This is a genomic window from Streptomyces sp. NPDC046931 (assembly GCF_040644655.1).
Lineage (GTDB): Bacteria > Actinomycetota > Actinomycetes > Streptomycetales > Streptomycetaceae > Streptomyces.
Genome location: NZ_JBEYWX010000034.1, coordinates 1 through 12,699 on the forward strand (window position 1 = coordinate 1; position 12,699 = coordinate 12,699).

The 12,699-nt window shown below is 68.4% G+C and carries 13 protein-coding genes and 1 pseudogene; 8 read left to right on the forward strand and 6 right to left on the reverse strand.

What is annotated here, in order from left to right; all coding sequences use genetic code 11:
• The first annotated feature begins 686 nt into the window (after positions 1–686).
• Positions 687–1,574, forward strand: a complete 888-nt coding sequence (locus ABZ876_RS35195; RefSeq protein ID WP_361789466.1) for an MBL fold metallo-hydrolase — start codon at positions 687–689, stop codon at positions 1,572–1,574.
• 94 nt (positions 1,575–1,668) lie between these two features.
• Positions 1,669–2,625: a transposase family protein gene (locus ABZ876_RS35200; RefSeq protein ID WP_361789593.1), complete on the forward strand. Its 957-nt coding sequence runs from the start codon at positions 1,669–1,671 to the stop codon at positions 2,623–2,625.
• 213 nt (positions 2,626–2,838) lie between these two features.
• On the opposite strand, the gene ABZ876_RS35205 is transcribed toward ABZ876_RS35200, so the two are convergent.
• Positions 2,839–3,063: a cold shock domain-containing protein gene (locus ABZ876_RS35205; protein ID WP_361789468.1), complete on the reverse strand. Its 225-nt coding sequence runs from the start codon at positions 3,061–3,063 to the stop codon at positions 2,839–2,841.
• 104 nt (positions 3,064–3,167) lie between these two features.
• Positions 3,168–3,692, reverse strand: coding sequence for a suppressor of fused domain protein (locus tag ABZ876_RS35210; RefSeq protein ID WP_361789470.1), 525 nt, complete (start codon positions 3,690–3,692; stop codon positions 3,168–3,170).
• A 209-nt stretch (positions 3,693–3,901) separates the two neighbouring features.
• Between ABZ876_RS35210 and ABZ876_RS35215 the strand changes: the two genes are divergently transcribed.
• The 3 genes from ABZ876_RS35215 to ABZ876_RS35225 are packed head-to-tail and all read left to right on the forward strand — an operon-like array spanning position 3,902 to position 5,597.
• Positions 3,902–4,234, forward strand: coding sequence for a type VII secretion target (locus ABZ876_RS35215; RefSeq protein WP_361789472.1), 333 nt, complete (start codon positions 3,902–3,904; stop codon positions 4,232–4,234).
• The gene (locus ABZ876_RS35220) at positions 4,231–5,352 is read left to right on the forward strand and encodes a WXG100 family type VII secretion target (RefSeq protein WP_361789474.1); all 1,122 of its coding nucleotides are present in this window, start codon (positions 4,231–4,233) and stop codon (positions 5,350–5,352) included. Before ABZ876_RS35215 ends, ABZ876_RS35220 begins: the two co-directional genes overlap by 4 nt.
• A 2-nt stretch (positions 5,353–5,354) precedes the next feature.
• A complete protein-coding gene (locus ABZ876_RS35225; RefSeq protein WP_234519923.1) occupies positions 5,355–5,597 on the forward strand; it encodes a hypothetical protein in 243 nt (80 codons plus the stop codon).
• A 260-nt stretch (positions 5,598–5,857) separates the two neighbouring features.
• Here ABZ876_RS35225 and ABZ876_RS35230 read toward each other — a convergent pair.
• Positions 5,858–6,631: pseudogene (locus ABZ876_RS35230) on the reverse strand (helicase-related protein); the annotation flags it as partial.
• 563 nt (positions 6,632–7,194) lie between these two features.
• Between ABZ876_RS35230 and ABZ876_RS35235 the strand changes: the two are divergent.
• Both ABZ876_RS35235 and ABZ876_RS35240 read left to right on the forward strand, forming a co-directional pair.
• Positions 7,195–7,605, forward strand: coding sequence for a hypothetical protein (locus ABZ876_RS35235; RefSeq protein ID WP_361789477.1), 411 nt, complete (start codon positions 7,195–7,197; stop codon positions 7,603–7,605).
• 245 nt (positions 7,606–7,850) lie between these two features.
• Complete coding sequence (locus tag ABZ876_RS35240) at positions 7,851–8,105, forward strand: DUF6573 family protein (RefSeq protein ID WP_361789479.1); 255 nt, start codon at positions 7,851–7,853, stop codon at positions 8,103–8,105.
• A 217-nt stretch (positions 8,106–8,322) separates the two neighbouring features.
• Here ABZ876_RS35240 and ABZ876_RS35245 read toward each other — a convergent pair whose 3' ends face one another.
• Together ABZ876_RS35245 and ABZ876_RS35250 are read right to left on the reverse strand one after the other, a co-directional pair.
• Positions 8,323–8,820, reverse strand: coding sequence for a DinB family protein (locus ABZ876_RS35245; RefSeq protein ID WP_234520360.1), 498 nt, complete (start codon positions 8,818–8,820; stop codon positions 8,323–8,325).
• A 1,031-nt stretch (positions 8,821–9,851) separates the two neighbouring features.
• Positions 9,852–10,847 carry an NUDIX domain-containing protein gene (locus ABZ876_RS35250; protein WP_361789481.1) on the reverse strand — a complete coding sequence of 332 codons (996 nt, stop codon included), beginning with the start codon at positions 10,845–10,847 and terminating at the stop codon, positions 9,852–9,854.
• Between the two features lie 126 nt (positions 10,848–10,973).
• Between ABZ876_RS35250 and ABZ876_RS35255 the strand changes: the two genes are divergently transcribed.
• Positions 10,974–11,516: a peptidoglycan-binding domain-containing protein gene (locus tag ABZ876_RS35255; RefSeq protein ID WP_361789483.1), complete on the forward strand. Its 543-nt coding sequence runs from the start codon at positions 10,974–10,976 to the stop codon at positions 11,514–11,516.
• 137 nt (positions 11,517–11,653) lie between these two features.
• Here the strand turns inward: ABZ876_RS35255 and ABZ876_RS35260 are convergent, their stop codons facing one another.
• Entirely contained in the window at positions 11,654–12,619 is a 966-nt protein-coding gene (locus tag ABZ876_RS35260) for a LysR family transcriptional regulator (RefSeq protein ID WP_361789595.1), read from the reverse strand.
• Between the last annotated feature and the right edge of the window lie 80 nt (positions 12,620–12,699).

Here is a 12,699-nt window from a genome sequence, read left to right on the forward strand (position 1 = left end):
TCAGCCCAGTGGAGTACGAACTGCGTGCAGAACCTGTAGCGTGAAATCAGGTATCCCGACTCTGTGTAACTCGGGGCAGGCCGGAGCCTCCACCAGACCCGGAGCGCTTCATACCTTTGGGTACATCGTCAGAGGGTGTCTTGCGAACTGGTGGCGATCCCTGCCAGCCGCAGCCCTTGAAGCGCCAGGTCTGGACGCTTCCGGGTGACGCGCTAGCCGTTTGGCTTGCGCGCAGCATTCGCACGGTGTCGTTCGTTGTCGCCGCAACGGTCCTGTATCACCTCGGTCCATTCCCGGGGGCGGACGGTCTCGTAGTCGGCGCAGCGGCACCCCGCGATCCACCGGCGTGCCAGGTGGTCCAGTAGGCGGAGGGCCGGGGCGGCCGTACTCGATCCGGAGAGGCTGGCGGCATACGGGCAGGGGCCTCCGTAGAGGGGTTCGTGATCCATGCGCGGGTGGGTGCCACGGGGCGGAGGTTTACGGCCTGACCCACGATTGATCGCGAGTGGGTTGTAAGGCTTCCGGTGTTCCCTGCTGCCGCCGGTCCGTCCGAGCCGAGGCGGACTCTCAGAGCAGCGCGATGCCGCAAGTACAAGATCCAGTCTCTCTTCCTTTATCCGCACAGCGCGGGATATCTCTGATGGTGAGCGGCCGGTCGGCGGGCGCAGTGCGGAGGGGAGCGGGCCATGGACGATGGACGAATTGAGGGCGGCTGGCATGTGGACGGGCGCTGCATGAACTGCGATGTTGCCCGGCAGCTTGCCCCAGGCTTGGTCGGGGAGGTCGGCGGCCGCTCGGTCGTCCTGCGCCAGCCGCACGGCCAAGCGGAGCTCCGGCAGTTCCATGCCGCTGCGCATGCCTGCCCCACCCGGTCGGTCCGTCCCCCGGCCGGACGGTTGGATGCAGCGTTGGACCCCTTTCCCCTGGCCCTGGACAACACCGTGTACTTGTGCGGGCACAACTCCGTGCACACTGCGGGAGCCAACTCCTACCTGTTACGCCGCCCCGACGGCACCGCGATGATGGTGGACACGCCGCGCTGGAGCACTTCGTTGGCCGCGCGCTACGAGGCGCTGGGCCCCGTCACTGATGTCCTGCTCACCCACCGCGACCACGCCGCGCACGGCCGCCGCTACGCCGACCGCTTCGACGCCCGGCTGTGGATCCACGAGGGCGACCTCGATGCCGCCCCGGACGCCGACCGTGTGCTCCGTGGCACCGACCCGGCGGAGATCGCCGACGGGGTGATCGCCTTCCCGCTTCCCGGACACACGCGGGGCAGCGTGCTCTACCTCGCGGACGAGCGGTACTGCTTCAGCGGCGACAGCTTCTACTGGTCGCGTACGACATCGGACATCGAGGTGACCGACACTGTCACCTGGTACTCCATCGGGGAGCTGGCCGCCTCCCTGGCCCGGACCGCCGACCGGCTGCGCTTTGAGTGGCTGCTGCCGGGCCACGGCGACCGCCAGCGCCTCCCCGGCGACGACATGGCCCGGCGGCTGCAACATCTGACGGCGCGTACCCGAGAACTGCGGCCCCGCCCCGTTGATTTCACCGCGGTGCGCTGGTAACGGCCCAGCCCGCATGATTGGTTGACGTCGACCGTGACATGACGGTGGCCGCGCGGGTTTTTGTGGTGTGAACACCAAGCAGGCCCGCGCGGCCATGGCTCATCCCGCCTTCTGCGGTCTCTCGCACCGACATCTCGGTGAGTTGATCGAAGAAGTCGCGCCACGCTGGCAGGCGCGTTGCGAGTCCGGACGCCATGTGCGGCGACGGGGTGCTCGCCAACGGCAGGCCGGGGCCGGCCCGAAGTACGAACTGGTCTTGGTCGATCGGCTGCTGGTGACTCTGGTCCACCTTCGCACCGGGCCTACGCATGACGCGCTGGCCGTGATCTACGAGGTGGGATCTTCCACCATCGGCCGCGCGATCGCCGAGGTCCGGCCCCTACTCGCCGACCGCGGGTTCGCCGTGCCTGACCGGCCCGGTCTGCGGCTGCGCACCCTGGAGGACGTGTTCGCCTATGCGGCCGCCGAGGGCGTCTGCCTGCGCATCGACGGCACCGAGACCCAGGTCCGTCGCCCCCAAGCTCATCGTCCCGGACGTCGGGTCTTCGTCTCCGGCAAGCGTAAGCAGAACACGATGAAGACGACCACGATCAGCGACCACCGGGGCCGCCTCCTGTGGTCCGGTGCACTGCGGCCGGGCCGCATGCACGACCAGACAGCGATGCGCACCGAGGGAGTCGCCGAGCAGTTGCGCCAGCACCCGACGGTGAAAGCCGAGGTGGACGAGGGCTACCGGGGCCTGGTCAACGAGTTCCCCTACCAGGTCGGCGCCCCGCCCTGGAAGCCGAAGGACATCGACGATGCGCCGCTGACCGACCGATACGGATGGCGCGAAATGCGCCGCCGCCAGTCCTCGCGCCGAATCTGCGTGGAGCATGCCAACGCCGAGATGCGCCAATGGCGCCCTCTGCAACGGTACGCAGGACGACGCGAGGACTACGGGGAGATCCACCAGGCCATCGCCGGCCTGGTCTCCGACCGCGCCGCCCGGCGGGCCACCTGCCACAAACCGAGCACCGAACTCGTACTTGTCCGCACAGCGGTCTGTTGAATCACCCACCAGCCGGAACACCAGCAGCGCACCCCGATCTCAATCGTGGGGGAAGTCGTTACGGAGCTGCTTTGGCGCCAGTGATCCGGTCCGCGAGCCTCCGGGCGCGGCGCCAGCCTGCGGGTCTTGCGGCGAAGGGCTCGCAGGGGGAGCAGACTTGAACGGTGATCTCGGAGAAGGATCCTGCGGCGCCCCGACTGTCAGGTGTGGATGTCAGGCCGACCGAGGCACGATGCTCACCGCCCGGTAGTCGTACCCATCCTGCTTGAAGCCGGGGGCTTCCCACTGGAGGTCCACCTGTTGTCCCGGCGACAGCCTGCGGAACCCTTCCATCTCGATGTGGGAGTAGTGGCCCCAACAACCACCGGGTGTCTCGGGGGAGTCGAGAATCCCCCACCCTTCCTCGTCGCGCCACTCACGGACGGTCGCAGTCACCATGCGCGGAACCTTACGGTTCCGTCTGCGCCGATGTGTCGGGAAGCTCGGCTCGGGACGCTTTCGCACCACCTGGAGCGGGTCGGGCACGGCCTCCTCGGCACGGCCTACTGGCTGCAGGTCATCGCCGTACAGGACGCTGTCCGTACCGTCGTCAGAGATTCGCGGCGATTCCGGGGCGGACGTCGACAGTTATCGCTGCGGAGGCCTCCTGCCCCGCCTGCGGCACGTCGACAGCTCCCAACGGTGACGATCGGCTCAGACGTTCGCGCCGGATCGGTCACCAGCAGTGGATTGCCGGCCGCGAGCGCCTGCAGGACCTGCGCGGTGCTGCTGTCCGTCATGGCACCCTTCTCCTCCGCGGTGACGCCGACGGCCTGCAGGAAGGTGACCTTGCCGTTGGGAGTGTCGATGGTGCCCAACTGCGGGTCGGCAGTGAAGGCGAACACCGTCAGTCCGGTGGGCGGGACTTCGCCCGCAGCGCGAGGTAGCGGGCGGTCTTCCCCCGCCTCGCCCAGCGGAACCAACGCGGTCCGCTCGCCTTCGGTCAGAACCGGCTCGGACTTCGGCCGACCGAGAGCCCCGCCCTGCCCACGAGTTGGACGCGTCTCCCCGGAGAGAACGATCTCCACAGCGGCAGGGCCTCAGTGCACCACGCAAAGAAGTCGCCAACCAATTCCCATGATTTCCGGTGCATGACAGCAGCGACTTCAAGACAGTGGTTCCTCTGGTCAAAGGGTGCGACATCATCGGGTCTTGATCCCGCAAACCACCCTTCCCGGCGGATCGCTCCCTCCAGTACTGCTGGTCTGTCCACGTACTCGACGACGGGGGAAGCAGGATGAGCCAGTTCGGTGTCGACCCCGACACTCTGATTGACCTTGCTGGGAAGTTCGACAGGGAAGCGAAGGGCCTGGCGAACCCGGTCGACGACTTCGCGGCGACCGCGTCCGAGGTCGGAGAAGCCTTCGGCCTGCTCGGCGCCTGCGACGGTGCGGCGCAGAAGTACCAGACGCTGCTGGACAGCACCGTCAAGGCACTCGGGCACCTGCCCGGCGTGCTCACCAGTGACGGCGACCGGCTGCGTCTCAACGCCGCCAATTACAAGGACTCGGACCGGACCGCCATGGACCACCTCCGTGCCGCGACCCAGCCGTCGGGAGGCCCGGCGTGAGCATCAACGGCTGGATCGACGGCAAGGTGCTGGAGATCCTCCAGGCGTGCGGGGTGGAGCTTCCTGGTGGTGACGGCGCCACGCTCTGCTCGATCGCCCGTGCCTGGGACACCATGGGCGACGAGCTGACCGAGGTCGTGCACGCCCTCGACGTCGCTGTCCAGGGCGTCGACAAGCAGGGCTGGCACGGTGGGGCCCGCGATGCCTTCGAGAAGCACTGGGCGGAGCAGAAGCGCGTCATCGACGACGTCGCGCACAACTTCCACCAGGTGGCCGACGGGCTGCGGGCGTACGCCGACGAGATCGACAAGATCAACGAGGAGATCATCGACATCTGTGTCGAGATCGCCGAGATGGAGATCGCCGGCGTGGCGCTCTCCTTCTTCACCGGCTTCCTCTCCGACCTCGTCGCGAACACGGCCGTGGCCACGCGGGTGGCCAAGATCGTCGACCTGGTGAAGCTGTTCACGTCGGCGGCTGAGAAGGTGGCGGCGCTGCTGGAGCGGTTCGGCAAGCTCAGCGAGGAAGGGGCGGTGAAGCTGGCGAAGGTGGCCGAGTTCGCCGCGAAGTTCCTCAAGAAGGGTGCCGAGAGCTTCGTCACGAATTTCGTGGCGGACTCGGGCAGCACGATGCTCAACCAGGCCGTTAACGGCCAGCCCGTGACCGTCGGAGACGACCTCGCCAGCGGCGCTTGGGCCGCCGGCGGAACAGCCGTGTTCACTGGGGGCGGCGCGGCGCTTGCGGACGCAGCCGGACTGACCGGGGTGGCCGGCAACATCCTGAGGGGAGACGGCCTGCTGGGCACCACCGTCAACGGCGCCGCGGGCAACGTGGCCGGTGGACTCACGACTGACATCGCCAACGACCGGGATGCCTCGACGATGGGCCAGAACGCCCTCACGAACGCCGCAACCGGTGCCTTCGGGAACGCCCAGAACCACGGCGTCAACCACGCCTTGGAGCAGCACGGGAGTCTCGGCGGCAAGAACCTCAGTGACCGGGGCGAGCTGGCCGACAGCGCGTTCAAGAACACTGTGGGAACCACCTTGAACACGGGCGTCTACGCTGCCGGCTCCGGCATCGAGGCGGATGTCCAGGATCTGGCGAAGGACGAGTGAGCATGATCGGCGACGTGAGGCTTGCGGCCGTTTCGAACCCTAACCCGGACCACCCCGCCACCTGGGCCGGCTTCTTCTGGGCGCTCCTCGGGGTTGGCGGGTGCCTGATCGTCGTCATCGGCGCCGCCCTGACCGTCGCTCTCTGGAGCGTCAGCGATCAGAAGAAGTTGGGCAACTACGTTCTCGGGCCGGTGATCCTCGTGATCGGTCTTGCAATCGCCGGCTGGAGCTTCGGGCTGTTGTGACAGTGCACGACGGGCCCGGCGACATGATCCTGGCGGGGGTCGCGCACAACAACCCGAACTACGGCCCCGGCTGGGTCTCCTTCTTTGCGGCGCTCGTCCTGCTCGCGGGGTTCGTGATCGTCCTTGTCGGTGGGGCCATGTCCATCGGTATGCGGGACCTCGTAGGCCGAAGGAAGTGGGCCGGTTACACGATCGGGCCGGTGATCATCACGATCGGCATTGCTGTCGTCGCCCTTGGCGTGTGGCTGTGGTGACCATGTGTGGAGCCGGTTGTAGATGGTGGCGGCTTCGATGCCGCGTCGCCAGTGGGCGTGTTCGGGGTTGAGGACGCGGAGGTTGATGAATGCCGCCAGATGTGCCGGGTCCCGGGGCGTGCTGAATTTCAGCAGTTCCCGGGCCGGTCCCGAGAGTCGGTCGCTTCGGTCGCTGGCCGGCCTCTCGTCTTGGCCCTCCTGGTCCCCGTTGCGGGTCTGTACGCCCCTGACACGGCTTGGGGCCTGGGGCTGGGCCAGAGCTTCCACGACGCGGGCGTCGTGTGCCCTGAGCGCTTCCAGCAGCTTGGCCAGGCCGCCGTAGGCCCGCGAGGTGAGCATGTTGTCGACCGTCTCGCCGGGCCCGAGCAGGACCGGCACCACGAGCGAGGCGACCTTGCCGTCGCCGGGCTGCACCCGCACCGCCCGCCCGACGGCTTGGACGAGGTCGGGCATGGAGCCGCGAACGTCCGCGAAGTACACGGAATCACAGTGGGATGTATCGATGCCTTCGCCGAGCACCCGGACGGACCCGAGGAACGTCTTCTCCACGACCGTGCCGTCAGCAGCGACCCCCCGGGAGAACTCGTCCAGGACCCGGCGCCGATGGAGCGGCTTGTGCTCGCCGCACAGCCAGTCCGCCCACACCGCGCGCGGGTACAGCCCAGGATCGGTCCCGTACAACCGGCCGGCGACGTGGGGGAGGCCAGCCGCGAACGCCTCGGCTTCCTTGACGACGTGGTGGAAGACCAGCGTCCTGCGGAACCCTTCCTCGGCCGAGGCCCCCCGGGAGGGCCCGTGCGGGCGCACCTTCGTCGCCGCCGCCCTCTCCGCCTCGTGACCGGCGTGTCCGCCTGCGACAAGGAAGAAGACCTCCCCATCCCGACCGAAGGCCAGATCATCGGCTCCTGAAGCAATCCTGCAGGAGACCCGATCACCTTCGACAAGGGCGGAAAGGGCACCATCACCGCGGGCGCCCAGCTCCAGCTGGGGCACCCTGATGGAGCAGTCCGACACCAAGCCGGAGCGCCCGTTTCCCCTGGGGCGTGGACACCGTGCCTGCCGAAAGCAGCAAGTGGGTCTCCGTCACCTTCGCGGCGAGACAGTCCGGATCGGAGCCGGGTGAGTTCGGCCTGTACTACTACTCCGAGGAGGACGATTTGGGGATCTTCGGCTGTAACCGGCTGTGGAGTCCCCGAAGCCCGACGAGACCTACGCCCGCTCGAAGGCGACCGCGTAACGAATGATCGGGGGACCGGTCCCCGGTGGCCCCACCCCTTGGGCGGGGAGACGGATCTTTGGTCCCCCCGCCACGGTGGTCACGCCTACTGTCTGGAAAAACTCGCATGACGAACGTCGTTCCCCTCGGAATATTCGGCAGGATCGCAAGCCAGTCCGCCTTCGCGGAAAACGCCGAGGAACTTCGGCGGCGGGTGGGTGCGATTCTCGAGGGGGAGCGGGGAAAGATCGCCGAATATCTTCGCTCCGGCACTCCCATCATCGTCCTGATGGGATTCTCGGAGGACATCCTGGGCAACAAGTTCTCCCGCTCTGGCGGCACCGCCATCATGAGTGACGGCCGCTTTTTCTGGCGGCTCGACGCGGCCGACTACGTGGAGTATTACGGGATCGGGCTCCCGGAGGAGTTCATCGCCCACGGCACCGCCCGCCAGTGGATCGCCCCGACCCTCTCCCGCGACGAGGTCATAGAGGTCGACGACCGCCTCGGCGAACTGAGGCGAGCCGGGGCCCTGTAACCTGAGCGCCCTCAGCCCGTCAGCGCCGACGCCCCACCGACGCCGGGACCGGCGCCGCCACCAGGACCGCTCCTGTGAGGAACCGTCACGGAGCTGTTCGGCGGCGAAGCCGACGTCATCCACGCCTACGCGCGCGCCCAGGCCCTCGCCGACGGGGTCCTGGTGGCCGCCCCGGCCGAGCTGGCCCGGGCAGGCGGGCTTCCGGGTCCCAGTCGCCTTGGCTGTCCGCCGCCTGGGCGGACTGTGTGTTGTGGGGCGACGAGGACAGCCGCCGCCTGACCCCGCAGGACGAGACGGGCCGTCTGTGGGACGTCCTGACCATGACCCGCTCGGCCATCCGGCGCAGCCAGGGCGGGGGCAGCAGCGTTACGGTCGAGTTGTACCGGATTCCGCGAGGCGGCCGCGCCCGTCAGCCCCGCCGAGTCCGGCTTGCCGCCCAGATCGGGTCCGGCGACAACGCCGAGCCGGTCATGACGATCATGCAGCCGGGCGAGGACTGACGCCCTCAGGGGTCCGGCCCTCGCTCGCTCCGGAGCCCCCGACAGGCGGCGTGCCCAGCCGGCCAACGGCCGGCCCCGTGTGGGAGTCGGCTGTCGCACGGCGCCCGTGCAAGGCGGCGGCCGCCGCGCCGTGGCCCCCATGCCGCGCCCCACATCGAGGCGTACACGAAGCCGGGCCAGGACGAGACCGAAGCCCTGCACCGGCCCCGGTCGTCCACTACTGTTCGGCGATTTTGTCGATGCGCTCGCGGAGGAGGTCGGCGTGGCCGTTGTGCCGCGCGTACTCCTCGATCATGTGGGTGAGGATGTAGCGGAGAGAGAAGACGTCGTCTCCGTACCGCCCGGTGACGTCGGGGGACTGGGCGGCATCCACGATGTCGCGGGATCGGGCGCACTCCTCGTGCCAGATCGCGAACGCCTCTAACGGGTCTGCGGTGTCGACGGCGAAAGCGCCGCCGTCGCTTCGGGGCCAGTGCACATCGCTGTGCTCGCCGTTCAACACGTTCCGGAACCAGGTCCGCTCGACGTCAGCCATGTGCCGGACGAGGCCGAGCAGCGACAAGCCCGAAGGCCGCACGGCCTTTTCCCTGAGCTGCTCGGCTGTGAGCCCCGCACATGCCATGGCCAGCGTGTCACGCTGGCGCTGCAGGAAGCCGGTCAGTGTGGCGTGCTCATCGGCCACCCGCGGAGGTTCGGTCCTGTCCCGGTTGTCCATCGGGCCATCATGACAGCGAGGGGCGCACGGTAGTCGGATCTCTGCGGCTGGCCTTCGCCGCCGTCGACCGGCTGCCGCTCGGCGGTTCGGCTCGAGCCTTGGAGTGTGGACGTCGGCCTTGGCATGCGTCCCGTGGTGGCTCCGCCTCCCGCCCCGTCGTCGGTCGACGCCGTGGTGCACGTCCCCGGGGCGGCTCCCCCCTTTTTTTGCGCCCGGCAGACGCGGCACGGGGCCGTGGCGCGCCGCACCCTCGCCCCACCCGTCCCCCGGGGCCGCCGGCCCCGCACCCGACCGTCGCGGGCCCCGTCAGTGGTCCGGCCCCCCGGCCGACTCGCCCACCCCAGCCGCATGCCCGAACGCGACCCCCAGGGCTCCTGGAGGCGATGACCACACGGGGCCGCCCGGAGGTGGCCCCGATCCACGTGGACGTGGTTGTACAGAGCGAGTGTGAGCCAGGATGTGAGGGCGGCTCGGCAGGAGAGGGGTTGGGGAGACAGCCTCTCGGGCTCTTCGCCGACCGTGGTCGGTGAGGAGCCCCTCCCTACGCTGCGTGTGATCTTCGCGTCGCGCTGAGGGCGTCTTACCGTTCCGGTGCCGGGCAGGCGGGAGCAGGGGGTGTTGAGGGCTGCGGGCGGGCGGACACGGGACCAGCCGCAGGCGGTCGTGATCTCTTCGTCCCACGCCTCGAACAGCTGCTGCACGGCTTCCGGAACACGGCGGGGTCGTGGTGCCAGGCGAGGAAGGCTGGGTCAGGCGGAGCGGTGCTGAGGGTCGGCGCCCTGTGCTTCGGCGAAGCCACGAGGTCCTCCACCACATCGGTTCAACGCCGAGAGCAGCTTAGAAGCCGGGGCTGACAACGAGCCGTGGTCAACCCCGGCCCGACTCAGCCATCACGCCTCTTCTCTCGCTGCCGCCCACTCCAGACCGAGGCCGGCCAGCGTGGCGATGTCCAGGACGAAGAGGTGGGTGAGGGCATGCAAAGCCGGTCTGGTCAGGGCTTTTTCCTGGCCAGACCGGCCGTCGTCGTGCAACTACTGCCAGCCGTGCAGCGTCAGGGCGCTGGACTGGCTGAGACAGCCGTACAGGCCGGCGCTGGGGTATTCGATGATGTCTTCGGGAAGGTCGTGGTCGGGGAACCACTGGAGTGCGAGGCACTTCTCGGGCTCTTTGTTGACGGGTGTTCCCTCCCACTGGGAGGCCACGAAGAAGAACCCGATGCGCTCGCAGCTGTGTTCCTGCCGGTGGTGTACGACGTGCCGGAGCTCCAGGTGATCGGGGTCGACCTTGACGTCGGTCTCCTCGAACAGTTCGCGGGCTGCCCCGACGGTGGGGGGTTCGCCCTGGTCGAGCTTGCCGGAGGGCAGGTGCCAGCGGCGGTAGCCGTAGGGGCCCCTCTCTGTGAGAGGAGGATCTTGTCGCCGTCGCGGAGAAGGACGTGGGTGTCGATGATGGGCTGTGCCGGCTGTCCGTTCATGATTCCTGGGGGGTCGGGGTGGTGGCTGAAGCATCTGACGGTAGTGGGAGGGCGGGGAGCGCGTCGGCGATTCGGCTCGCGACCTCCGATGGGGTATCTCTGTGCTGTCGATCATGAGTACCTTGGATCCGAGGTCTTCGACGGTGTTCGCGGCGTCGCGATACAGCTCGACTTCCCGGGTGGGCGCTGTGGGGTCGGACCGGAAGCGGTGGGTGATGCCGGCCTGAGCGATGCGGTCTGCGATCGTGCCGGGGGAGGCGGTCAGGATCACCGCCAAGTCGGGCTGCGGCGCGTAGTCGTTGAGCAGGAGCAGGAAGTCCATCGGTACGCCGTCGAGCCGCTGGAGGGCGAGGGTCGATGCCACGTACCGGTCCGATATCAGCAGCTGGCCACTGTTCAGTGCGGGGGCGATGGTGGTTTCCGTCGACCTCGGAGAGAAGCAGCTCGCCGTCGTCGACACCAGGACACGCATGACGTAGCCGGCGACGGCTGCGTACGTGCCGGTGAACACGAGGGCGGCGGGAACGGCGCCCGCGCCGGTCGACCCGAGCACGTCACAGCTGCCGAATTTGGCGCGAACATGCCGTGTCGATGGCCTAAGCTTCCGTATGGATCAGCTGTCGGAGGCTGTCTAATGGCGCGATCTGGCTCCAAGGGGGGCCCGAGTCCGGGAGTCTTTATGAGTTGGCACACTAAGCGCATCAAGTGGGGCGCGTGCACGGTGGGGGCGCTGACCGCCGCCGTCCTCGCCGTGAGCACCAGCCCAGCCGCGGCGAGCGGAACCTACAGCGGCCTCGACTACGTCTACGGATCCGGCGGCTGGGTGGGCGACTGGAGTAACGAAGGCGTCTTGTCCGTCAACACGCATGCCTCTTCCAATGCCACCTGCATGTGGCAGGCCATCCTGTGGGCAGACGGCAAGCTCGCCTCCACCTCGGACATCGACGGGATCTTTGGGGACAAGACCTACAACGCGACCAGGGCCTGGCAGTCAGGCGAGAGACTGACGGTCGACGGGGTGGTCGGCAAAGCGACGTTCGGCCGGGCAGAGGTCCGCCTGGTTTACAGCAGTGGCAGTTACTCCGCTGGCCAGACCGTGGACTTCATTTACAAGGGCAAGGTCAACTGGCTGTCGGTGAAGCGCGATGCGGACGGCAACTACCAGTTCTGGGATTTCGTAGTCTGGCGGAAGGCCGGCTACAACTACCGGACCTGCACCTGACGCCTGCTGCCTGAAGGGCGACGAGGGCCCGCTTCCCTGAGGGGAGGCGGGCCTCGACGCGGAAGCCCTTAGAGACCGCGCAAATAGGCTCGTGGCTCCGGCCCCTGCTACCGGGTTCGGGTCTGTCGTGGGGCGTTTCACTGGTGCCGTCGTGAAGTGCCGGGCGCAGCGTCATGGGCGTTCGATTCGGTCGGCTGGTAATCAACTTGGGCCGGATGGACCGAAGCGAAAGCTGTGGTGAGCTGGTCCAGCAGAGGTACTGCGCAGGGGTGGGGGTCGCGGCGTGGCGTGATCGCGTAAATCCCACGTGTGGGGGGCCCGACGAGGGGCGTGGTGGTGACGTCGGCCCGCAGCGCGCACGTCATCACCCCGGGTATCAGCGCGATGGCATGACCGGTAGCGACCAGGGCCAGCTTGCCGGGCAGATCGGCCGCGGTGAGGTCGATGCGGGCGCTGACTCCCGCACGGGCGGCGTGCTGGCGCAGGAGCGCCGCAGAGCCGTCGTTGTCCTCGACCCAGGTCTCGTCGGCCAGCGCCTGGATGCGCACCGGTCCGCACCCGGCCAGCGAATGGCCGGCGGGCAGTACGACGACCATCTCGTCCAGCCCGAGGAACCGCCGGTCGACCCGCGGGTCGGCGGCCAGCCCCGGCGGAGCGTCTGTGACGACGGCGATGTCGAGATCGCCCGCGATCACGCGGCCGTGCAACTGTGCGCTCAGGCCGGGGAGCAGGCTCCACCGAACCGGTCCGGCCTGCCTCAGCAGGCCCCGGAGAGCCTCAGGAACGATCCCCGCGGCGAGAGACGGCGTCGCTCCGATGGCCAGGGGCCGATCACACACCCCGTTGCAAACATCTCGTACCGCGCGAACGGTGCGGTCGGCCTCGTTGAGCGTGGCGAGGGCATGGCGCCGGAATACCTCACCGGCCGGCGTCGGACGCACACCACGCGCATGGCGCTCCACCAGAGGCACGCCGAGCTGCCGCTCCAGCCCGGCGATCTGCCGGGAGACGGCCGATTGCGTGTGATTCAGCTCGGCTGCCGCCGCTGACAGCGATCCGACCCGGCACACGGTCACGAAAGCCCGCCACACAGTCAAGTCCACGACGGCAGTATGGCAGTCGGTATGCGGACTCCGCAGGGCGGGCTTGCGAAATCTGCGCTTGTCGCATCTATCGAGGTGCA

Excerpts from the sequence above, each read along its gene's own strand:
- ABZ876_RS35195 (WP_361789466.1), top strand. The coding sequence starts at position 687 with ATGGACGATGGACGAATTGAGGGCGGCTGGCATGTGGACGGGCGCTGC.
- ABZ876_RS35200 (WP_361789593.1), top strand. The coding sequence starts at position 1,669 with ATGGCTCATCCCGCCTTCTGCGGTCTCTCGCACCGACATCTCGGTGAG.
- ABZ876_RS35205 (WP_361789468.1), bottom strand. The coding sequence starts at position 3,063 with ATGGTGACTGCGACCGTCCGTGAGTGGCGCGACGAGGAAGGGTGGGGG.
- ABZ876_RS35215 (WP_361789472.1), top strand. The coding sequence starts at position 3,902 with ATGAGCCAGTTCGGTGTCGACCCCGACACTCTGATTGACCTTGCTGGG.
- ABZ876_RS35225 (WP_234519923.1), top strand. The coding sequence starts at position 5,355 with ATGATCGGCGACGTGAGGCTTGCGGCCGTTTCGAACCCTAACCCGGAC.
- ABZ876_RS35235 (WP_361789477.1), top strand. The coding sequence starts at position 7,195 with ATGACGAACGTCGTTCCCCTCGGAATATTCGGCAGGATCGCAAGCCAG.
- ABZ876_RS35245 (WP_234520360.1), bottom strand. The coding sequence starts at position 8,820 with ATGGACAACCGGGACAGGACCGAACCTCCGCGGGTGGCCGATGAGCAC.
- ABZ876_RS35255 (WP_361789483.1), top strand. The coding sequence starts at position 10,974 with ATGAGTTGGCACACTAAGCGCATCAAGTGGGGCGCGTGCACGGTGGGG.